General features: G+C 57.9%; 17 protein-coding genes. All 17 read right to left on the bottom strand.

The window, feature by feature from the left end; translation table 11 throughout:
* Positions 1-7: 7 nt before the first annotated feature.
* The gene (gene nuoH / locus MME58_RS16395; protein ID WP_003371726.1) at positions 8-1,015 is read right to left on the bottom strand and encodes an NADH-quinone oxidoreductase subunit NuoH; all 1,008 of its coding nucleotides are present in this window, start codon (positions 1,013-1,015) and stop codon (positions 8-10) included.
* Positions 1,012-3,729, bottom strand: coding sequence for an NADH-quinone oxidoreductase subunit NuoG (gene nuoG, locus MME58_RS16390; protein WP_054988066.1), 2,718 nt, complete (start codon positions 3,727-3,729; stop codon positions 1,012-1,014). Before nuoG ends, nuoH begins: the two co-directional genes overlap by 4 nt.
* 136 nt (positions 3,730-3,865) lie before the next feature.
* The gene (gene nuoF, locus MME58_RS16385; RefSeq protein WP_054988065.1) at positions 3,866-5,224 is read right to left on the bottom strand and encodes an NADH-quinone oxidoreductase subunit NuoF; all 1,359 of its coding nucleotides are present in this window, start codon (positions 5,222-5,224) and stop codon (positions 3,866-3,868) included.
* A complete protein-coding gene (gene nuoE, locus MME58_RS16380) occupies positions 5,221-5,718 on the bottom strand; it encodes an NADH-quinone oxidoreductase subunit NuoE (RefSeq protein ID WP_055005197.1) in 498 nt (165 codons plus the stop codon). The genes nuoF and nuoE overlap by 4 nt, the downstream gene beginning before the upstream one ends.
* Positions 5,719-5,720: 2 nt before the next feature.
* Complete coding sequence (nuoC, locus tag MME58_RS16375) at positions 5,721-7,502, bottom strand: NADH-quinone oxidoreductase subunit C/D (protein WP_055005196.1); 1,782 nt, start codon at positions 7,500-7,502, stop codon at positions 5,721-5,723.
* A 74-nt stretch (positions 7,503-7,576) separates the two neighbouring features.
* Positions 7,577-8,251, bottom strand: coding sequence for a NuoB/complex I 20 kDa subunit family protein (locus tag MME58_RS16370; protein WP_002554012.1), 675 nt, complete (start codon positions 8,249-8,251; stop codon positions 7,577-7,579).
* 10 nt (positions 8,252-8,261) lie between these two features.
* Positions 8,262-8,675 (bottom strand): NADH-quinone oxidoreductase subunit A, encoded by a 414-nt coding sequence (locus MME58_RS16365; protein WP_002554011.1) that lies wholly within the window; start codon positions 8,673-8,675, stop codon positions 8,262-8,264.
* A gap of 464 nt (positions 8,676-9,139) precedes the next feature.
* On the bottom strand, positions 9,140-10,465 hold the full coding sequence (gene aceA, locus MME58_RS16360; RefSeq protein ID WP_054985125.1) for an isocitrate lyase: 1,326 nt from the start codon (positions 10,463-10,465) through the stop codon (positions 9,140-9,142).
* Positions 10,466-10,993: 528 nt separating this feature from the next.
* Entirely contained in the window at positions 10,994-11,737 is a 744-nt protein-coding gene (locus MME58_RS16355; RefSeq protein ID WP_055005195.1) for a secretin N-terminal domain-containing protein, read from the bottom strand.
* Between the two features lie 186 nt (positions 11,738-11,923).
* A complete protein-coding gene (locus tag MME58_RS16350) occupies positions 11,924-12,346 on the bottom strand; it encodes a GNAT family N-acetyltransferase (RefSeq protein ID WP_054985127.1) in 423 nt (140 codons plus the stop codon).
* Complete coding sequence (locus tag MME58_RS16345; RefSeq protein ID WP_055005194.1) at positions 12,339-13,505, bottom strand: ribosomal protein uL16 3-hydroxylase; 1,167 nt, start codon at positions 13,503-13,505, stop codon at positions 12,339-12,341. Before MME58_RS16345 ends, MME58_RS16350 begins: the two co-directional genes overlap by 8 nt.
* A gap of 59 nt (positions 13,506-13,564) precedes the next feature.
* Positions 13,565-14,935, bottom strand: coding sequence for an adenylosuccinate lyase (gene purB / locus MME58_RS16340; RefSeq protein ID WP_054986948.1), 1,371 nt, complete (start codon positions 14,933-14,935; stop codon positions 13,565-13,567).
* 131 nt (positions 14,936-15,066) lie between these two features.
* On the bottom strand, positions 15,067-15,687 hold the full coding sequence (gene hflD / locus MME58_RS16335; protein ID WP_054986949.1) for a high frequency lysogenization protein HflD: 621 nt from the start codon (positions 15,685-15,687) through the stop codon (positions 15,067-15,069).
* Complete coding sequence (gene mnmA / locus MME58_RS16330) at positions 15,687-16,817, bottom strand: tRNA 2-thiouridine(34) synthase MnmA (RefSeq protein WP_054986950.1); 1,131 nt, start codon at positions 16,815-16,817, stop codon at positions 15,687-15,689. Before mnmA ends, hflD begins: the two co-directional genes overlap by 1 nt.
* Positions 16,818-16,877: 60 nt before the next feature.
* Positions 16,878-17,324, bottom strand: a complete 447-nt coding sequence (locus tag MME58_RS16325; RefSeq protein WP_054986951.1) for an NUDIX hydrolase — start codon at positions 17,322-17,324, stop codon at positions 16,878-16,880.
* Between the two features lie 152 nt (positions 17,325-17,476).
* Complete coding sequence (locus MME58_RS16320) at positions 17,477-19,705, bottom strand: NADP-dependent isocitrate dehydrogenase (protein WP_055005193.1); 2,229 nt, start codon at positions 19,703-19,705, stop codon at positions 17,477-17,479.
* A gap of 607 nt (positions 19,706-20,312) precedes the next feature.
* Positions 20,313-20,597 carry a cold shock domain-containing protein CspD gene (gene cspD, locus MME58_RS16315; RefSeq protein WP_277623031.1) on the bottom strand — a complete coding sequence of 95 codons (285 nt, stop codon included), beginning with the start codon at positions 20,595-20,597 and terminating at the stop codon, positions 20,313-20,315.
* Between the last annotated feature and the right edge of the window lie 153 nt (positions 20,598-20,750).

Here is a 20,750-nt window from a genome sequence, read left to right as displayed (position 1 = left end):
CAAATCCTCACTGAACCGAGCCTGCCGGCGTGTTCAACAACACAATCGCAGCAGTCACCAGCAAATTGATCAAGGTCAGCGGCAGACAGAACTTCCAGCTGAAATCCATGACCTGGTCATAACGCGGGCGCGGAATGGAAGCGCGCAGCAGAATGAACAGCATGATGAAGAACGCGGTTTTCAAGGCGAACCAGAAAAATGCCAGCGATGGCAGAATGTCGAACGGGCCATGCCAGCCACCGAAGAACAGCGTCACCAGCAGCGCGGAGATCAAAATGATCCCAATGTACTCACCCACGAAAAACATGCCCCATTTCATGCCGGCATATTCTATGTGATAGCCGTCAGCCAGTTCCTGCTCGGCTTCGGGTTGGTCGAAAGGGTGACGGTGAGTCACCGCAACGCCCGCGATGAAGAACGTACAGAAGCCGAAGAACTGCGGAATGATGAACCACAGGTTCTGAGCCTGATATTCAACGATGTCGCGCATGTTGAACGAGCCAACCTGAACCACGATACCCATCAGCGCCAGGCCCATGAATACCTCGTAGGACACGGTTTGCGCCGAGGCACGCAGGCTGCCGAGCAAAGCGAACTTGTTGTTGCTCGACCAGCCGGCGAACAGCACTGCATACACTGACAGACCGGCCATGGCGAAGAAGAACAGCAGACCGATATTCAAGTCCGCCACGCCCCAGGTCGGGGTAATCGGGATGACTGCAAAGGCGATCAACAAGGCGCTCATGGCAACGACCGGAGCCAGGGTGAAAATCACCTTGTCGGCGAACGGTGGTGTCCAGTCCTCCTTGAAAAACATTTTCAACATGTCTGCTGCGATCTGGAACATGCCGAACGGACCGACACGGTTCGGACCGTAACGATCCTGCCACCAGCCCAGCAGACGACGTTCGATGAAACTCAGCAGTGCACCGCAGACAACGACAGCCAGCAGCACGACAATGGCCTTGACCACCGCAATGATTGCGTCGATCACATCAGGAGTGAACCAGGTCATTGCGCTGCCTCCTGCAGACCGTTGATGGATTTGCCGAAGATTGCCGGCGGAATGCCCGGCAGCCCGGCTGGCAATGCCACAAGACCTGCGCCGAGTTCCTCATTGATGCGCAGCGGCAAGGTCAGCGATTCACCGTCAACGCTCAGGGAGAGCAGGGCACCGTCGTTGACGCCGAGACGATCGGCTTCGGATTTTGCCAGCGCTACATAAGGCTGCGGAATGCGTTCCTGAACCGGAGCGGCCAGAGAAGAGGTCTCGTCGCTGCCGAACAGGTGGAAGAACGGCACGACCTGCCAGGTGCCGCGCTCCGGAGAGAACGCGCGTGGTACGTCGGAGAACCATGACAGACCATCGCCCTGGCTTTCGATCAGACGAGCACCCGGATCGCCCGCCCGCAAGTGGCCACCGACTTCGTCCTGGAACTTGTTCCAGGCCTGCGGCGAATTCCAGCCCGGAGACCAAGCGAAAGGTACTTGCTGACGAGGTTCGGCGGAACCCGAATACCCTTCCATGGAGAAGGAAAAAGCGGTATCGATGTCTTGCGAGGTGCGAGGCTCATGCACGCTGATGTTGGCACGCATCGCTGTGCGACCGCTGTAACGCAACGGTTCACGAGCCAGTTTCAGGCCTTTGATGCGGAACGAAGCAGACGGAGCCGCGTTGACGATGCCAGCCAGTTGAGCCGTGCTACCGGCACAGGCTTCTGTAACGTGATCGAGTTGCGTCCAGTCTACCGGCTTGTTCAGCAGGGTGGCACGCAGGGCATGCAGCCAGCGCCAGCCTTCATGAACCAGAATGCTGGCATCCAGATAGGTCGGATCGAACACTTGGAAGAAGCGCTGGGCGCGACCTTCCTGGCTGACCAGCGTACCGTCGCCTTCAGCGAAGCTGGCAGCGGGCAGGACCAGATGTGCACGATCACTGGTCGGCGTTTTCTGATGGTCGGCGACGATCACCACTTTTGCAGCGCTCAGTGCAGCGTCGACGATTTTAGCGTCAACGCGACGATACAAGTCGTTTTCCAGCACCACAATGGCGTCTGCCTGCCCGGAAATGACTGCCTGCAGGGCGGCATCCACAGAATCGCCGCCGAACATCGCCAGACCCATGCTGTTGGCTTCCGGAACGATCAGGCTGATGGAGCCCTGCTTGTCGCGCAGCTTCAGTGCCTTGGCAATGTTTGCAGCAGCCTCGATCAAGGCTGTCGAACCCAGCGAGCTACCGGAAATGATCAACGGCCGTTTGGCAGCCAGAAGTGCGTCGGCAATACGTTGCGCCAGTTCCAGCGCTTCGCTGTCCAGACCGTCGACGGGCGGAGCACTGGCGTCCAGAGCATGAGCCACTGCAAATCCGATACGAGCAAGGTCGTCAGGTGCAGCATGTACGCATTCTTCTGCGATGTCGTCGAGGCGCGTTTCGGCAAGGCTGGCGATGAACAGCGGGTTCAACTCGTGCTGGCCGATGTTCTTCACGGCGGCGTCCAGCCACGGCTGGACTTTCATCGCTGCAGCCATGTCTTCAGCCTTGCCTTTGACCGCCTGACGCAGGCCGAGGGCCATACGGGCAGCGGTCTGGGTCAGGTCTTCGCCGAGGACGAAAATGGCATCGTGATCTTCGATGTCGCGCAGGGTCGGAATCGGCAGAGGGCTGTCGTTCAGCACCTTAAGGATCAGTCGTACTCGATCGAGTTCGCCGGCTTCCATGCCGCTGTAGAAATGCTCGGCTCCGACCAGTTCGCGCAGTGCGTAGTTGCTTTCAAGGCTGGCCCGAGGTGAGCCGATGCCCACGATGTTACGACCGCGCAGCAAGTCGGCTGCCTTGTCCAGCGCCTCGTCCAGGCTCAGTTTGACCTGACCGTCAGTCAGCAATGGCTGACGCGGACGATCTGTACGGTTGACGTAGCCATAGCCAAAACGTCCACGGTCACAGAGAAAATACTGGTTGACCGAGCCGTTGTAGCGGTTTTCGATCCGGCGCAGTTCGCCGTAACGCTCGCCCGGACTGATGTTGCAGCCGCTGGAGCAGCCGTGACAGATACTTGGCGAGAACTGCATGTCCCACTTGCGGTTATAGCGCTCGGAGTGGGTCTTGTCGGTGAACACGCCAGTCGGGCAGACCTCGGTGAGGTTGCCGGAGAATTCGCTTTCCAGCGTGCCGTCTTCTACGCGACCGAAGTAGACGTTGTCGTGAGCGCCGTAAACGCCCAGATCTGTACCGCCTGCGTAGTCTTTATAGAAGCGTACGCAGCGATAACAGGCGATGCAGCGGTTCATCTCGTGCGCGATGAACGGCCCCAGCTCCTGATTCTGATGGGTGCGCTTGGTGAAGCGATAGCGGCGCTCGTTGTGGCCGGTCATGACCGTCATGTCCTGCAGGTGGCAGTGGCCACCTTCCTCGCAGACCGGGCAGTCGTGCGGGTGGTTGGTCATCAGCCATTCGACGACACTGGCCCGGAAGGCTTTGGATTCTTCATCTTCGATGGAGATCCAGGTGTTGTCGGTGGCTGGCGTCATGCAGGACATGACGATACGACCGCGTGTGTCGTTTTCGTCGGTGTACTGCTTGACCGCACACTGGCGACAGGCACCAACGCTGCCAAGGGCGGGGTGCCAGCAGAAATAAGGGATGTCGAGGCCCAGCGACAGACATGCCTGTAACAGGTTGTCTGCGCCATCGACTTCGAGCGCTTTGCCGTCTACGTGAATAGTAGCCATGGTTCAAAGGTCTTCGTTGGCCCGTTGTCAGCGGGCGTGGCTAATGGAATCTCGGTAGTACCCGTATCGTTCAGCCCGGAGGGCGTCAGCAGGTACGAGGACGGCAGCCCGAACAGCCACCGACCGTTGTGTCTTGTTATGCGCCGACCACGGTCGGACTTTTGCCCGGAACGAGTGTGGCTGCGCTGGCTGGCGCTATACCGGCTTCGAACTCCGAGCGGAAATACTTGATCGCACTGCCCAATGGTTCAACGGCACCCGGTGCATGGGCGCAGAAGGTCTTGCCAGGGCCGAGGAAATTGACCAGACCCAGCAGGGTTTCGATATCCCCCGGCTGACCTTGACCTTTCTCAATGGCGCGAAGCATTTTCACGCTCCACGGCAGACCGTCACGACATGGGGTACAGAAGCCGCAGGATTCCTGAGCGAAAAACTCTTCCATGTTGCGCAGCAACGAAACCATGTTGACCGAATCGTCGACAGCCATGGCCAGACCTGTACCCATACGGGTGCCGACCTTAGCGATACCGCCTGCGTACATTTGTGCGTCCAGATGCTCGGGCAGCAGAAAACCTGTACCGGCACCACCGGGCTGCCAGCACTTGAGCTTGAAGCCGTCGCGCATGCCACCGGCGTAATCTTCGAACAGTTCGCGAGCCTGCACGCCGAATGGCAGCTCCCACAAGCCAGGGTTTTTTACCTTGCCGGAGAAGCCCATCAGTTTGGTGCCGTGGTCTTCACTGCCTTCGCGGGCCAGCGATTTGTACCAGTCGTTGCCGTTGTTGACGATAGCGGGCACGTTGCACAGCGTTTCGACGTTGTTTACACAGGTCGGTTTGCCCCATACCCCTACCGCAGCGGGGAAGGGCGGCTTGGAGCGCGGGTTGGCACGGCGTCCTTCAAGCGAATTGATCAGCGCAGTCTCTTCGCCGCAGATGTAGCGCCCGGCACCCGTGTGGACGAACAGTTCGAAGTCGAAGCCGGTGCCAAGAATATTCTTGCCCAGCAGACCGGCTGCCTTGGCTTCTGCCACTGCACGATTGAGGTGTTTGGCGGCGGTCACATATTCGCCACGCAGGAAGATATAACCGCGGTAGGCTTTCAGCGCACGCGCACTGATCAGCATGCCCTCGACGAGCAGATGGGGCAGTTGCTCCATCAGCATCCGGTCTTTCCAGGTGTTGGGCTCCATCTCGTCCGCATTGCATAGCAGGTAGCGGATGTCCATGGATTCGTCTTTGGGCATCAGGCCCCACTTCACACCGGTGGGAAAGCCCGCACCACCGCGGCCCTTGAGACCTGAATCCTTGACCGACTGGACGATGTCGTCGGGCGACTGCTGCGTCAGCGCCTTGCGCGCTGCAGCGTAGCCGTCCTTTGCCTGGTACTCTTCAAGCCAGACCGGCTCGCCGTCGTCACGCAGACGCCAGGTCAGCGGATGGGTTTCTGCCGTGCGCGTGATGCGGTTTGCAGGGCCGAAGGAAGTGATGGTCATAGGTAACCCTCCAGCATCTTGGCAACGCCAGCAGGCTGTACATCGCCGAAAGTGTCATCGTCGACCATCACGGCCGGCGCCTTGTCACAGTTGCCGAGGCAGCAGACCGGCAGCAAGGTGAAGCGTCCGTCAGCGGTGGTCTGACCCAGGCCGATGCCCAGTGAACTCCTGATCTCGTCCACCACGTTTTCGTGGCCGCCGATGAAGCACACCATACTGCTGCAGACACGAATGATGTGACGTCCGACAGGCTGGCGGAAGATTTGACTGTAAAAGGTGGCAACACCCTCGACGTCGCTGGCGGGGATGCCCAGCAAGTCGCCGATCGCGTAGATGGCACCGTCGGGCACCCAGCCACGTTCCTTTTGAACAATCTTCAGGGCTTCGATGGACGCCGCGCGCGGGTCCTCGTAGTGATGCATTTCGTGCTCGATGGCCGAGCGCTCGGTTTCGCTCAGTGCGAAACGGTCAGTCTGGATTAGCGGGCTATTCATGCTTAGCGGTCCACGTCGGCCATAACGAAGTCGATACTACCCAGGTACGCAATCAAGTCCGCGACCATGCTGCCTTTGATCACCGAGGGGATCTGTTGCAGGTGCGGATAACTCGGGGTGCGGATCCGGGTACGGTAGCTCATGGTGCCGCCGTCGCTCGTCAGGTAGTAGCTGTTGATTCCCTTGGTCGCTTCGATCATCTGGAAGGATTCGTTGGCCGGCATCACCGGACCCCACGAAACCTGCAGGAAGTGCGTGATCAGGGTCTCGATGTGCTGCAGGGTGCGCTCTTTCGGTGGTGGCGTAGTCAGCGGGTGATCCGCCTTGTACGGGCCTTCCGGCATGTTGCGCATGCACTGGTCGATGATTTTGATGCTCTGGCGCATCTCTTCGACGCGGACCATGCAGCGGTCATAGGCATCGCCGTTGGCGGCCAGCGGCACTTCGAATTCGAAGTTCTCGTAACCCGAGTAAGGGCGGGCCTTGCGCAGGTCGAAATCGCAACCGGTGGAGCGCAGGCCTGCACCCGTGACGCCCCATTCAAGGGCCTCCTTGGTGTTGTAGGCGGCAACGCCGACGGTACGGCCCTTGAGGATGCTGTTCTGCAGGGCCGCCTTGGTGTATTCGTCGAAGCGCTTGGGCAGCCAGTCGACGAAGTCCTTGACCAGTTTTTCCCAGCCACGCGGCAGGTCGTGAGCGACCCCACCGATGCGGTACCAGGCAGGGTGCAGACGGAAGCCGGTAATGGCTTCGATCACGGTATAGGCTTTCTGCCGATCGGTGAACGTGAAGAATACCGGTGTCATGGCGCCCACGTCCTGGATATAGGTACCCAGAAACAGCAGGTGGCTGGTGATGCGGAAGAACTCGGCCATCATGATACGGATGACATCGACTTTTTCAGGCACCTTGATGCCTGCCAGCTTCTCGACCGAGAGGACGTAGGGCAGGTTGTTCATGACCCCGCCGAGGTAATCGATACGATCGGTGTAGGGAATGAAGCTATGCCACGACTGGCGCTCAGCCATCTTTTCGGCACCACGGTGGTGGTAGCCAATGTCCGGGACGCAGTCGACTATCTCTTCGCCATCGAGCTGCAGAATGATACGAAACGCACCGTGAGCAGACGGGTGGTTCGGTCCCAGGTTGAGGAACATGTAGTCCTCATTCGCGCCTGAGCGTTTCATGCCCCAGTCTTCCGGACGGAAGCGTGCGGCTTCCTCTTCCAATTGCTGTTTGGCGAGGGTCAGGCTGTAAGGGTCAAACTCCGTGGCTCGGGCAGGGAAGTCCTTGCGCAGGGGGTGACCTTCCCAGGTCGGCGGCATCATGATGCGGCTCAGGTGCGGGTGGCCCGGAAAGTCGATTCCGAACATGTCCCACACTTCGCGCTCGTACCAGTTGGCGTTCGGCCAGATACTGGTGATCGTCGGCACGCTAAGGTCGCTTTCGGACAGCGCTACCTTGATCATCACGTCGCTGTTTCGCTCGATCGAGAGCAGGTGATAGAAAACGGTGAAGTCCGCACCTGGCAGGCCGAGGCGGTGGGTGCGCAGGCGCTCGTCCACACCATGCAGGTCATAAAGCATGGAGTAGGGTTTGGGCAAATTGCGCAGGAACGTCAGAATTTCAAACAGTCGGGCGCGCTCGACCCACAGCACAGGCATGCCGGTGCGGGTCGGCTGGGCGGTGAAGGCCTCGGCACCAAAACGGTTGTTCAGTTCAACGACGACATCTTGGTCGTCAGCCTTGTAAGGCGGGATGTACAGAGCGTTGTCTGCAGTCATAGGTCTCAATCACTTCGGTCAACGTACAGAATCAACCCCGGTTCTTGTCTTTTTTATAAGAAGAACGGGCTGGATCAGACTTCGTCGGGGCTGCGCAGGTTGGTTACCTGAATACGCTGTTCGCGGCGCTGTTCCTTTTGCGAAGGCATCTCGGCGCGATAGACGCCTTGATCGCCAACGACCCAGGAAAGAGGGCGACGCTCCTTGCCGATGGATTCCTGCAGCAGCATCAAGCCTTGCAAAAACGCTTCGGGGCGGGGCGGGCAGCCGGGCACGTAGACATCCACGGGAAGGAATTTGTCCACCCCCTGGACCACTGAGTAGATGTCGTACATGCCACCGGAGTTGGCACATGAACCCATGGAAATGACCCATTTGGGTTCGAGCATTTGCTCGTAGAGACGCTGGATGATCGGCGCCATCTTGATGAAACAAGTACCGGCAATAACCATGAAGTCCGCCTGCCGTGGCGATGCCCGAATGACTTCCGCGCCAAAGCGCGCAATGTCGTGGGGAGCCGTGAAGGCGGTGGTCATTTCCACATAGCAGCACGACAAGCCGAAATTGTAGGGCCATAGGGAGTTTTTACGCCCCCAGTTGACCGCACCGTTCAGCACGTCTTCCAGCTTGCCCATGTAGATGTTTTTGTGGACTTGATCTTCTAACGGATCGGAAACGGTTTCCCGTTTGCCGATGGGGTACTGCTCGTTAGGAGCGTCCGGGTCGATCCTGGTGAGATTATATTGCATCGCCAAAGCCTCATTGTTTCAGCTTCGCTTGCCGATTACGGCGACCTTCAGGAGCCCAGTCAAGTGCTCCAACCCGCCATAGGTAGACAAGACCTGCCAACAGAATTGCTATGAAAACGAGAGCTTCGACGAATCCGGTCCAGCCGCTTTCGCGGACGGACACAGACCAGGCAAAGAGAAAAAGGGCTTCAATGTCAAAGATCACGAAGAGCATCGCGACCAGATAGAATTTTGCGGAGAGACGCAGACGCGCGCTACCGGTGGGCAGCATGCCGGATTCGAAAGGTTCGTTCTTGCTGCGGCCCCATGCCTTGCTTCCGAGCAGGCTGGACAGACCGAGCATGAAGGCGCAAAGGCCGACAACACCCAAAAGGAAAATGGCGAAGCCCCAGTTGTGGGCAATCAGACCTGTCGATTCGGGCATGCTGGCAGTCCTTGTTAGAGAGCAAAGGTCTCTGTGCTTGATAAAGAGTCGAGGCAGTGACGAAATGTCGCAGTGCGGTCAACGGATTGATTTTATGTGCAAACAGTTGGCAAGTAAATTTTCTACATCAAATTTATTTACGGAATTAATCGCGTTGTGCCCTTGGGGAAGGCTGCGAGGCCTGCCAGGCGGGCGTCAGCAGGCTTTTCGCTAATTATGTTTCCTGGTGACAAAAAGGAATAAAAGGCAATTTGAATGATAATTGATATCATTTAAAAGGGTTCGGGTAGTTCATTGCCGGATCCTCAGACCCTAGTTGTGAAGAAGGCAGCTTATAAACTGCGTCTTTTTGTAGCATCCGGTATGGAACTGCGCATTGTCCGAAATCAATACCGGCGATATCTGACACAAAAAACAGACCGCCCTTACGGACGGTCTGTTTTTTCAACGCCTTGCGCGGTGCGTCAGTGGAATTGCTCCTCTTCGGTCGAGCCAGTCAGCGCGGTTACCGAGGACACGCCGCCCTGGATCACCGTGGTCATGTCATCGAAATAGCCGGTGCCCACTTCCTGCTGGTGAGCGACAAAGGTATAGCCCTTGGCAGCGTCGGCGAACTCCTGTTCCTGCAGTTTCACGTAGGCAGTCATGTCATTGCGGGCATAGTCGTGGGCCAGATTGAACATGCTGTGCCACATGTTATGGATGCCTGCTAGGGTGATGAACTGATGCTTGTAGCCCATGGCCGAAAGCTCGCGCTGAAACCTGGCGATGGTCGCGTCGTCGAGGTTTTTCTTCCAGTTGAAGGAAGGCGAGCAGTTGTAGGAAAGCAGCTGGTCCGGGTATTCCTTCTTGATGGCCTCGGCAAAGCGCCGTGCTTCATCCAGGTCCGGTTTGGCGGTTTCACACCAGATCAGATCCGCATAGGGCGCGTAAGCCAGGCCGCGTGAGATGGCCTGATCAAGACCTGCACGGACCTTGTAGAACCCTTCATGAGTCCGCTCGCCTGTCACGAATGGCTTATCGTGCGGGTCGCAATCGGAGGTCAGCAGATCTGCAGCGTTGGCGTCTGTTCTTGCCAGAATAATCGTCGGCACACCGGCGACGTCAGCGGCAAGCCGGGCAGCGACCAGCTTCTGTACCGCTTCCTGAGTCGGAACCAGAACTTTGCCGCCCATGTGCCCGCATTTCTTCACTGATGCCAACTGATCTTCGAAATGCACCCCGGCAGCACCCGCTTCGATCATGCTCTTCATCAGTTCGTAAGCATTGAGCACACCGCCGAATCCGGCCTCGGCGTCTGCCACGATCGGTGCAAAATAGTCGATATAGCCTTCGTCACCCGGGGCTTTGCCGGCTTTCCACTGGATCTGGTCGGCACGGCGGAACGAGTTGTTGATGCGCTTGACCACGGTTGGCACTGAGTCGACCGGGTACAGCGACTGATCCGGGTACATTGATTCGGCAGAGTTGTTGTCGGCAGCGACCTGCCAGCCAGACAGGTAGATGGCCTGAATGCCGGCCTTGACCTGCTGAACGGCCTGACCCCCTGTAAGAGCGCCCATGCAATTGACGAAATCCTTGTCCGGTCGGAAGGATGGCTTCGCACCCTGGGTCACCAGATTCCAGAGTTTGTCTGCACCCAGTCTCGCGAAGGTATGTTCGGGTTGGACCGAGCCGCGCAGGCGGACCACATCTGCTGCGGAATAAGTACGGGTCACGTTTTTCCAGCGCGGATTTTCAGCCCAGTCTTTCTCGAGAGCCGCTATTTGTTGTTCGCGTGTCAGTGCCATGGTGATAAACCTCTAGAAGTAGGTCTTGTTGGAAAGTCCTGCTCCGCCAATACGCCTTGTTTATCGAAGGCACTGTAGATGGCTGCTCGCTGTTTCGAGGTCTTGCGTGAGGCCGCACTTGATGTGGGTCGCGACGGATGAACGATTTGCTCAAGGGGGGAGCGGGTGTCCGGACACGATGCTGTCAGGTGGACAGTCGGGCCTGCAGTAGCGTTGTTCACCACCGTCAGCCTTGCCAGGTTACCGTTTACGCTTCCGTCCCTCGGGACAACTTCGTTCCAGTCGCAACCTCGTCAAACTGCCTTGTGGGCGGTACGGACACGAACCGGCTCTGGTGGGTGGGTGAGAGCGGCGATTCGAAGGCTCTTTGCAAAGCCTCTGATTAGCGGGAGCGAGGCAATCATGCCTCGCACATTGAGGGCCGTCAAATGTTTTGTAGTGAATATTTAAAGTCACTACATATTCGCTTAAAGCCGACTGGTCAGTCACCAAAAGGCCCGCAGGTGCTGGGTTTCAGGTCAGCGCAGGCTAATCAAGGGTTTCGACCTTCACACGTAAAATCATGTCGTCCCTGCCCTGTGTGGAATAGCGTTGCGCCAGCCCTCTCTGATCGGCAACGGATTGATCGCTGTTGCTCGCAAGTGTGATCCATTCTCCGAGTCGTCCGCTGACCTGGCTGTCGGTACTTTGCACCTTGATAGCGTCAGGCCGTTCCTGGCTCATACGGTCATGATTGGTGCTGATACTCAGGTGGACGGTATCGCCGGTCACACTGGCGGTTACATAAAACCCCTGGGTCACATTGCGATATTCAGTGTTGTTCTGCGAGTAGCCGTAGGAGTCTGTGGACGAAGACGTCAGCGGAACGCTTTGGCCGATCTGGATAAGCGCAGGCGTGCCTTCACTCGTCTGCACCTGTTGCACACCGCCTTCACGGCTGGCCGTGCCGTACTCTATGACGCGTGATCCGCCGCCGTTGCGCGTTGCGTTATCGCTGGTGTCGACACTGATCAACAAGCGTTTTGGCGCGATGTCGAGTTGTGAAATTAGGGCGCGGAGCTCTTCGATCTTGCGTGACTCTGCGTTGACGATCAGTTGATTGCCATAAGCGCTGACCGAGCCTTCGGTACCCAGAAAAGATTTGGCGACCGGTAGCAGATCGGCGCTGGTGCGGTAGTTGAGCGGGACGACTTCGGTCGCCGCGAGGCTATGAGCGCTGAATACGATCAGCATTGAGGTGAGCGCTGCATTGAGCAAGTTACGTACTGACATGTTCATTCTCCGCGGTAGGCGCGTAAAGCATGAGTTTGCCACTGTGTCGGCTGCATGCAATCAAGCTGGATGGTGAGGCATAAAAATGCCCTGCCGTTTTTCGCTCCTACCTCGGTAGTGGCGAGTGAAAAAGGGCAGGGCGATCATTATGTAGTGCCTCGATAAGCGCCTACACAAACACACCGATCACGCTTCGCGAAGCATATCGACATGCGGTAGACCGGCTTCGAGGAATTCGTCGCTGATAACCAAAAAACCGAAGCGCTGATAAAACTCTACCGCCTGTACTTGCGCGCTGAGCTTGAGCGGTTTGAGCCCGCGCTGTTCGGCCTCGTGAATCACCGCGCGAAGCAGGGCTTCACCGACCTTCAGGCCGCGCCAGTCCTTGAGGACTGACAGTCGCCCGATTTCACCGTCCGGTAGCAGGCGAGCAGTACCGACTGCGTACTCCCCTTCATAAGCGAGAAAGTGCACGGCACCTGCGTCTTCGGCATCCCATTCGAGCTCCGGCGGCACCGATTGCTCGGCGATAAATACCGAGTCGCGTATGCGCCGGATGTCGGCATTGTTCTTCTGCCATTGTGCGACAGCTACAGTGACTTTATTCATCGGCAAATCCCAGGCTTCCTTGTTTTACGAGTTCGCAAAGCAGACTGCGTCCATCGTCGTCAGCCAACCATTGGCTGAGGTTTTCACTGTGCAGGGCGTCGGCGGCACAGATGAGTTTGAGCAGTTCGCGCAGGCTGCCCGGTAGCAGGCGACTCTGGCCACTGGCAAACAGTAGCAGATCGTCATCAACTTCAGACCAGGCAAGCCTTGCGCTCGGGTTACGAATCAGCACTGCACCCTGTTCGAGACTTTCGAGGAGGTCGTCTTCTTCCAGTTCCGGTCCGGTGACCAGCTCTGGGTAGCGCGGTTCGGTCATGAACTGGCCAAACCAGGTCAGCAGCAGACGCTCGTCACTCATATGCTCTGTCAGCAGCGCTTTGAGGCGGTCGAGCGCGTCGTGCTGGATCTGATGGGGATCACTGACCGGCTGGGCGTCAGCGTCGGTGTAACGCTCCTCATCCGGGATGAACTGGCTGAGAAAATCGGTGAAATGAGTCAGGACCTCGGCAGCGCTTGGCGCGCGGAAACCGACCGAGTAGGTCAGGCAGTCGTCGACGGCAACGCCGCAGTGAGCCAGTCGGGGAGGCAGGTAAAGCATGTCGCCCGGTTCCAGTGTCCACTCTTCGGTTTTTTCGAATTCGGCAAGGATGCGCAGGTCGGCATGCTGGAGCAGCGGGCTTTCTGCATCGCACATCTGGCCGATCTGCCAGTGACGCTTGCCATGCCCTTGAAGCAGGAAGACGTCATAGTTGTCGAAATGCGGGCCTACGCTGCCGCCAGGCGCGGCGTAGCTGATCATCACATCGTCAATGCGCCAGCTTGGCAGAAAGCGAAAGTTTTCCAGCAGTTCACTGACTTCCGGAACGAACTGATCCACAGCCTGAACCAGAAGGGTCCAGTCGCGCTCGGGCAGTTTGCTGAATTCATCCTCGGCGAAAGGGCCTCGGCGCAGCTCCCAGGGACGTTCACCGTTTTCGAGAACCAGGCGTGATTCGACTTCCTCTTCCAGAGCGAGGCCGGCAAGCTCGTCCGCATCGATCGGGCTTTGAAAGTCCGGCAGAGCCTGGCGGATCAGCAGCGGTTTTTTCTGCCAGTAGTCACGCAGAAAAACGCGTGCGCTGATGCCGCCCAGAAGTTGCAGAGGAATATCAGGATTCATGTGTAAGCCCTTGAAATAAAAACGCCCGGCACAGCCGGGCGTGTGCAATTTTTTGCGTGTCAGATGCGCTTGGCCTGAGCCGCTGCGTTACCGATGTAATTGGCTGGCGTGAGCTTCTTCAGCTCTGCCTTGGCTTCGGCAGGCATGGCCAGACCGTCGATGAAAGTCTGCAACGCTTCAGGGCTGATGCCCTTGCCGCGGGTCAGCTCTTTCAGTTTTTCATACGGGTTTTCGATGTTGTAACGACGCATCACGGTCTGAATCGGCTCTGCCAGAACTTCCCAGCACGCGTCCAGGTCGGCAGCAATGCGTTGTTCGTTCAGTTCCAGCTTGCTGATGCCCTTGAGGCTGGCTTCGTAAGCAATCACGCTGTGGGCAAAACCGACACCCAGGTTGCGCAGCACGGTGGAGTCGGTGAGGTCACGCTGCCAGCGAGAGACAGGCAGTTTGCTCGCCAGATGCTGGAACAGTGCATTGGCGATGCCCAGATTGCCTTCCGAGTTTTCGAAGTCGATCGGATTGACCTTGTGTGGCATGGTCGAAGAGCCGATTTCGCCGGCAATTGTGCGCTGCTTGAAGTAACCCAGCGAGATATAGCCCCAGATATCGCGATCGAAATCGATCAGGATTGTGTTGAAGCGTGCAATGGCATCAAACAGCTCGGCGATGTAGTCGTGCGGCTCGATCTGCGTGGTGTAGGGGTTGAAGCCCAGACCTAGTTCGTCTTCGATGAACGCACGCGCGTTGGCTTCCCAGTCGATGTCCGCATAAGCGGAAAGGTGCGCGTTGTAGTTGCCGACTGCGCCATTGATCTTGCCCAGCAGGGGAACGGCGGCGATCTGGCCGATCTGACGCTCCAGGCGGTATACAACGTTGGCCAGTTCCTTGCCCAGCGTGGTCGGGGAGGCTGGCTGGCCATGGGTGCGCGAGAGCATCGGAACGTCGGCGAAGCGGATCGCCAGCTCGCGGATGGCATCGGCAATCTGGCGCATCAACGGCAGTACTACCGTGTCGCGGCCCTCGCGCAGCATCAACGCATGGGACAGGTTATTGATATCTTCGCTGGTGCAGGCGAAGTGGATGAACTCACTGACCTTTTCCAGCTCGGGCAACTTGGCAGCCTGCTCCTTGAGCAGATACTCCACGGCTTTGACGTCGTGGTTGGTGGTGCGCTCGATCTCTTTGACGCGCTCGGCGTGCTCCACAGAGAAGTCTTCAGCCAGGGTGTCGAGGATGGCGTTGGCTTGTGCGGAGAAGGCCGGGACCTCGGTAATCTGCGGGTGGGCCGCCAGACGCTGGAGCCAGCGAACCTCAACCATCACGCGAAAACGGATCAGGCCGTATTCGCTGAAAATAGGGCGCAAGGCCTGGGTTTTGCCGGCGTAGCGGCCATCAACAGGGGAAACCGCAGTGAGCGAAGAAAGCTGCATGGGATGCTCTCGGACAGTCGGGCAACGAAAAGGGCGCATATCATACATGAAAAGTCAGTCGGACCGGAGCCCGCTGACCAGCGTAGACGGCGTCGTGCCTGAGGTGGTGAAGGTCATTGGTACGCGGCGGTTCAGCCGTGAAGCAATGGATAGAGTTCTTTCAACAGCTTGCGACGGCTGAACACCAATTGCCAGCGATGACCGCCAACTTGTCGCCACAGGCGAGCGGAGCGAATACCTGCCAGAAGGATGGCGCGAATCTTCGAAGCGTTGTTCGGTTGCTGAAGATTGCGCATGTCACCCTGGACCTGGATGCGCTGGCGTAATGTGCTCAAGGTGTCCTGATACAGCGCGCCCGTCGCGGCAATCACGTTCTCGTGTGCCACGCCGAAATGCTCGACCTGGGACTGAATGACCGGGATGCGTTTGCCGATCACTTCGAGCAGGTCATCGCGCTTGGCCAATTGGCGTTCGAGCCCAAGCATCGACAGGGCGTAACGCAACGGTTCACGCTGCAGCGTGGCCGGGTCGCGTTCGAGGGCGCTGGCCATCGCTCGATAGCCTTCGTGCAGGTTAAGGTCATCGCCGCCATAGACATCCAGCGTATCTTTCGGGTCAACCACCAACAGGCTGCCGAGCATGCAGCTCAGCGCCGCTTCGCTGACCTGACCGGTCTTGGCGATCCGGTCGACCAGCACAGCGGCCTGGAATACGCCGCCCAGCGCGATCAATTGTTCCTGAATCGGGGTCATCAACGCTTGTCCTTGCTGGTCCAGGGCTCGGCAATTTCGATCACGCCGCCGCCCAGACAGATTTCGCCATCGTAGAACACCACTGACTGGCCGGGTGTTACAGCGCGTTGCGGGTCATCGAACGTGGCTCGGTAGCCGTCAGCAGTCTTTTCCAGCGTGCATGGCTGGTCGCCCTGACGATAGCGGACTTTTGCCGTGAGCCTGCGCGGGCTGCTCAGATCAACCGGGTTGACCCAGTAGATCTCCGAAGAAACCAGTGCGCGGGAAAACAGCCACGGGTGGTCGTTGCCCTGGCCAACGACCAATTCATTGTTTTCCAGGTCCTTGACCAGTACGTACCACGGGTCGTCGCCGGCATCTTTGAGGCCGCCAATACCCAGGCCCTGACGCTGACCGATGGTGTGATACATCAGGCCGCTGTGACGGCCGATGACTTCGCCTTCTGTGGTCTTGATTTCGCCGGGCTGGGCGGGTAGGTACTGGCGCAGGAAATCGGTGAAACGGCGCTCGCCAATGAAGCAGATCCCGGTGGAATCCTTCTTTTTGGCAGTAGCCAGGCCGTGTTTTTCAGCAATGGCACGTACTTCCGGTTTTTCCAGCTCGCCAACCGGGAACAGCGTCCTGGCAATCTGTTCGCCGCCGACAGCGTGCAGGAAGTAACTCTGGTCCTTGTTCGGGTCCAGGCCCTTGAGCAGTTCCGTGCGGCCATCGATATCGCGGCGGCGCACATAATGGCCGGTGGCGATCAGATCGGCACCCAGCATCAATGCATAGTCAAGAAATGCCTTGAACTTGATTTCACGGTTGCAGAGGATGTCCGGGTTGGGCGTTCGTCCGGCCTTGTACTCTTCCAGGAAATGCTCGAAGACATTGTCCCAGTACTCGGCAGCGAAGTTGGCTGTGTGCAGCTTGATGCCGATCTTGTCGCAAACGGCCTGGGCATCGGCCAGGTCCTCGCGGGCGGTGCAATATTCCGTTCCGTCGTCTTCTTCCCAGTTCTTCATGAACAAGCCTTCCACCTGATAACCCTGCTCCATGAGCAGTACGGCGGAAACGGAAGAGTCCACGCCGCCGGACATGCCGACTATGACGCGCTTCATTTCTGAGTTCGAGGGGGCTGGATCACGCATGGGGATTCAACGGCTGACCTGTAAAAGGACGCGATTCTATCAGGCTGAGGGCGTCGAGTCTCACGCCTTGTCGCGCAGCAGGTCGAGACTGAAATGTTCGGCATTGAGGTAATCGTCCAGGCAGCGCAGCACCAGTTCGCTGCGCCAGCGCTCCTGTTGGGCCAGCAGCTCGTCGCGAGTCAGCCAGACCGCGCCAACGATGCCCTCGTCCAGTTGATATTCGGGATTGTGTCGCAAGGCCCTGGCGGCGAAGCAGATGCGCTGGTAGGTCACGCCATTGCTCGGCGCGGTGTAAAGGTAGATACCCACCACGCTGCTCAATTCGACGTCCCAGCCTGTTTCCTCAAGGGTTTCACGTATTGCCGCGCGTTGAAGGCTTTCGTTCGGATCGAGGTGCCCGGCAGGTTGGTTGAGTACCGCGCGTCCACCTTTGATTTCCTCGACGAAAAGAAAGCGGCCTTGATCTTCGACGATGGTTGCGACGGTAACGTGGGCTTGCCAGGTCATGAAGTAGTTTCTCTGTCAGTTGATTTTGGCTGATTTCAGGCGTGCCATGCGGCAGTACCTTGATTTGATGTGCCATCAATGCAAAAGCCCCGGCGCGCAGGCCGGGGCTTTTGGCTGGGCGACGCCGTATCGCGCCGCACCGCTTATGCCGTTTACGCTTTCAGCGCATCGATGGCGGCGTTGAGAGTCGCGCTCGGGCGCATGGCCTTGCTGGTAACTTCCGGGTTAGGGAAGTAGTAGCCGCCAATTTCCACCGGCTTGCCTTGAACAGCGTTCAGCTCGGCAACGATTTTTTCTTCGTTGTCGGTCAGGGTCTTGGCCAAAGGAGCAAATTGCGCCTTGAGGTCTGCATCGTCGTTCTGAGCAGCCAGTGCCTGAGCCCAGAACAGGGTCAGGTAAAAGTGACTGCCGCGGTTGTCGATGCCGCCGACCTTGCGTGAAGGCGACTTGTTGCGGTCCAGGAACTCGCCAGTGGCCTGGTCGAGGGTCTTGGACAGCACCAGCGCCTTCGGATTGCTATAGGCATGGCCCAGGTGCTCGAGAGACGCCGCCAGAGCCAGGAATTCGCCCAGCGAATCCCAGCGCAGGAAGTTTTCCTCGACGAACTGCTGGACATGCTTCGGAGCCGAGCCACCTGCGCCGGTTTCGAACAGACCGCCGCCGTTCATCAGCGGAACGATCGACAGCATCTTCGCGCTGGTGCCCAGTTCCATGATCGGGAACAGGTCGGTCAGATAGTCGCGCAATACGTTGCCGGTCACCGAAATGGTGTCCTTGCCAGCGCGAGTACGCTCCAGGGTCAGCTTCATTGCATCGACCGGCGACAGGATCTGGATATCCAGGCCCGACGTGTCGTGATCGCCCAGGTACTTACGCACTTTTTCGATCATCACGCCGTCGTGCGCGCGCGACGAATCCAGCCAGAAGATAGCCGGGGTGTCGCTGGCGCGAGCGCGGTTGACGGCCAGTTTTACCCAGTCCTGAATCGGTGCATCCTTGGCCTGGCACATGCGCCAGATATCGCCTGCTTCGACGTTCTGTTCCATCAGCAGGTTGCCCTGGCTGTCGGTAACACGAACCACACCGTTGGTCTGGATGTGGAACGTCTTGTCGTGCGAGCCATATTCTTCGGCTTTCTGGGCCATCAGACCCACGTTCGGTACGCTGCCCATGGTAGTCGGGTCAAACGCGCCGTTTTTCTTGCAGTCTTCGATGACCGCCTGATAGATGGTGGCGTAGCAGCGATCCGGGATAACTGCCTTGGCATCGTGCAACTGGCCGTCTGTGCCCCACATCTTGCCGGAGTCACGGATCATCGCAGGCATCGATGCGTCGACGATTACGTCGCTTGGCACATGCAGGTTGGTGATGCCCTTGTCGGAATTGACCATCGCCAACTGAGGGCGAACGGCGTAGACCGCTTCGATGTCAGCCTTGATTTCTGCCTGCTTGTCGGCGGGAAGGGTAGTGATGCGGTCGTACAGGTCGCCGATGCCGTTGTTGAGGCTGAAGCCGATCTGCTTGAGGGTATCGGCGTGCTTGGTCAGCGCATCCTTGTAGAACTCGTCGACGATCTGGCCGAACATGATCGGGTCGGAGATCTTCATCATGGTGGCTTTCAAATGCACCGAAAACAGTACGCCCTGCTTGCGGGCGTCTTCGATTTCGGCAGCAATGAAGCTGCGCAGTGCCTTGGCGCTCATTACCGAGCAGTCGACGACTTCGCCAGCCTTGACGGCAGTTTTTTCCTTCAGAACGGTGGTACTGCCGTCCTGAGCGATCAGTTCGATCTTGACAGTATCGTCAGCTGCGATCTCGGCGGCTTTTTCACTGCCGTAGAAGTCGCCGTTGCTCATGTGGGCAACGTGAGCCTTGGAATCAGCAGACCAGGCGCCCATCTTGTGCGGGTGCTTGCGAGCGTAATTCTTGACCGAGAGGGGCGCGCGACGGTCGGAGTTGCCTTCACGCAGGACCGGGTTCACGGCGCTGCCTTTGGTCTTGTCATAGCGTGCGCGGGTTTCTTTTTCCGCGTCAGTGGAAGGGTTTTCAGGGTAGTCAGGAATGTTGTAGCCCTGATTCTGGAGTTCCTTGATGGTCGCCTTCAATTGCGGGACCGAGGCGCTGATGTTAGGAAGCTTGATGATGTTGGCCTCTGGCGTGGTGGCCAGTTTGCCCAGCTCGGCGAGATGATCCGGCACTTTTTTGTCGGCAAGCAATTCAGGGAAGCTGGAAAGAACACGGCCCGCCAGAGAAATGTCGCGTGTCTCCACGTCGATATCGGAGGTCGCCGTGAACGCTTCGATAATAGGCAGCAGGGAGTAGGTGGCGAGGGCCGGAGCTTCGTCGGTGAAGGTGTAGATGATCTTCGAGCGGTTGGACATTCGTATTAACTCTCTTTTGCTGAGCATGCACAAAATCTCGATACGCGCATTCTAGGCGCGCTTGCCCACGGTTCGGCCATGAGCCAGGTCGAGGTTTATTCGCGGTGATGTTGGGTGCATCAGTCGAGCGTCAAGCTGTCGGGTCAGGTAGCAGCCCGACGCATAAGGAAGGCCGAGGGTCAGAATTCGGACGGGTCGGCCTTGATGACTCTGCGGTCACGGCGCGAGTATATCAAACCATTGGCACCAAGCATTAATGCTATGCGAGCTATCAAAAAATGAATATCCGCCGTTGGTCGAACGTGCGGCCTTCCAGTCAGGCGTCTGGAAAGGTTGGCATGTCAGGCCTGGAGACGAGGGATCAGATGGGGAAGGGCGGACTTGCGTTGTGCAGGACGGCCTGGAGCAGGCGAATTGAACGTCTTGGAGTCTGGGTATCCGCGGTGCAATAACCGCTAATTCGATACCCTGTGGAGCGCGACGGGCATAAAGCAGACCAACGTCTATGTCTCTTTACGTGTCCGGCAAGGCTCATTGCATGCTGCTGGCAATTCGGCGGGCTCTGATGGCTGCCTTTATACGTCAACTGACTTTTTCAACATGAGCATCAGGCGTCCGCGTGAGCGTGGTCCTGCTGAAGTTGCGGCTGCGTGTCCTTTGCCGGATCCTGCTTTGGTACGTCCGAGCTGTTGATTTTTATTGCCTGCAGCCCTTTTGGGCCGTGAACGACTTCAAATCTGACTTTCTGGCCAGCCTTGAGGGTTTTGTAACCGTCCATTTCAATAGCCGAGAAGTGAGCGAACAGATCCTCATCACTCTTGCCTTCAGCGTTTATGAATCCAAACCCTTTTGCATTGTTGAACCACTTGACTTTTCCTTCAATCATCACCATCTCCCTCTGCAAAGGACTCCGTCAGGAGTATCATCCACTTCAATCCGCCTCGCCCCAAAAATTTTGGTTGACTGCGCGGACCCTTTTTACCCAATGTGGGCTCTATTGTTTGTAACACCGTTTAGCTGATAGTCAAGGTCATGTGGCAGTCCG

This window comes from Pseudomonas syringae pv. tagetis (assembly GCF_022557255.1).
In the GTDB taxonomy this organism is placed as follows: domain Bacteria; phylum Pseudomonadota; class Gammaproteobacteria; order Pseudomonadales; family Pseudomonadaceae; genus Aquipseudomonas; species Aquipseudomonas caricapapayae.
This window is presented reverse-complemented; position numbering and strand designations above follow the sequence as displayed.

What these genes read in the sequence shown, in the direction of transcription:
- MME58_RS16345 (WP_055005194.1), bottom strand. Translation starts at nt 13,505, where the DNA reads ATGAATCCTGATATTCCTCTGCAACTTCTGGGCGGCATCAGCGCACGC.
- nuoG (WP_054988066.1), bottom strand. Translation starts at nt 3,729, where the DNA reads ATGGCTACTATTCACGTAGACGGCAAAGCGCTCGAAGTCGATGGCGCA.
- hflD (WP_054986949.1), bottom strand. Translation starts at nt 15,687, where the DNA reads ATGACCCCGATTCAGGAACAATTGATCGCGCTGGGCGGCGTATTCCAG.
- cspD (WP_277623031.1), bottom strand. Translation starts at nt 20,597, where the DNA reads ATGGTGATGATTGAAGGAAAAGTCAAGTGGTTCAACAATGCAAAAGGG.
- MME58_RS16355 (WP_055005195.1), bottom strand. Translation starts at nt 11,737, where the DNA reads ATGTCAGTACGTAACTTGCTCAATGCAGCGCTCACCTCAATGCTGATC.
- nuoH (WP_003371726.1), bottom strand. Translation starts at nt 1,015, where the DNA reads ATGACCTGGTTCACTCCTGATGTGATCGACGCAATCATTGCGGTGGTC.
- MME58_RS16325 (WP_054986951.1), bottom strand. Translation starts at nt 17,324, where the DNA reads ATGACCTGGCAAGCCCACGTTACCGTCGCAACCATCGTCGAAGATCAA.
- MME58_RS16365 (WP_002554011.1), bottom strand. Translation starts at nt 8,675, where the DNA reads ATGCCCGAATCGACAGGTCTGATTGCCCACAACTGGGGCTTCGCCATT.
- MME58_RS16370 (WP_002554012.1), bottom strand. Translation starts at nt 8,251, where the DNA reads ATGCAATATAATCTCACCAGGATCGACCCGGACGCTCCTAACGAGCAG.
- nuoF (WP_054988065.1), bottom strand. Translation starts at nt 5,224, where the DNA reads ATGACCATCACTTCCTTCGGCCCTGCAAACCGCATCACGCGCACGGCA.
- mnmA (WP_054986950.1), bottom strand. Translation starts at nt 16,817, where the DNA reads ATGCGTGATCCAGCCCCCTCGAACTCAGAAATGAAGCGCGTCATAGTC.
- MME58_RS16320 (WP_055005193.1), bottom strand. Translation starts at nt 19,705, where the DNA reads ATGTCCAACCGCTCGAAGATCATCTACACCTTCACCGACGAAGCTCCG.
- purB (WP_054986948.1), bottom strand. Translation starts at nt 14,935, where the DNA reads ATGCAGCTTTCTTCGCTCACTGCGGTTTCCCCTGTTGATGGCCGCTAC.
- MME58_RS16350 (WP_054985127.1), bottom strand. Translation starts at nt 12,346, where the DNA reads ATGAATAAAGTCACTGTAGCTGTCGCACAATGGCAGAAGAACAATGCC.
- nuoE (WP_055005197.1), bottom strand. Translation starts at nt 5,718, where the DNA reads ATGAATAGCCCGCTAATCCAGACTGACCGTTTCGCACTGAGCGAAACC.
- aceA (WP_054985125.1), bottom strand. Translation starts at nt 10,465, where the DNA reads ATGGCACTGACACGCGAACAACAAATAGCGGCTCTCGAGAAAGACTGG.
- nuoC (WP_055005196.1), bottom strand. Translation starts at nt 7,502, where the DNA reads ATGACTGCAGACAACGCTCTGTACATCCCGCCTTACAAGGCTGACGAC.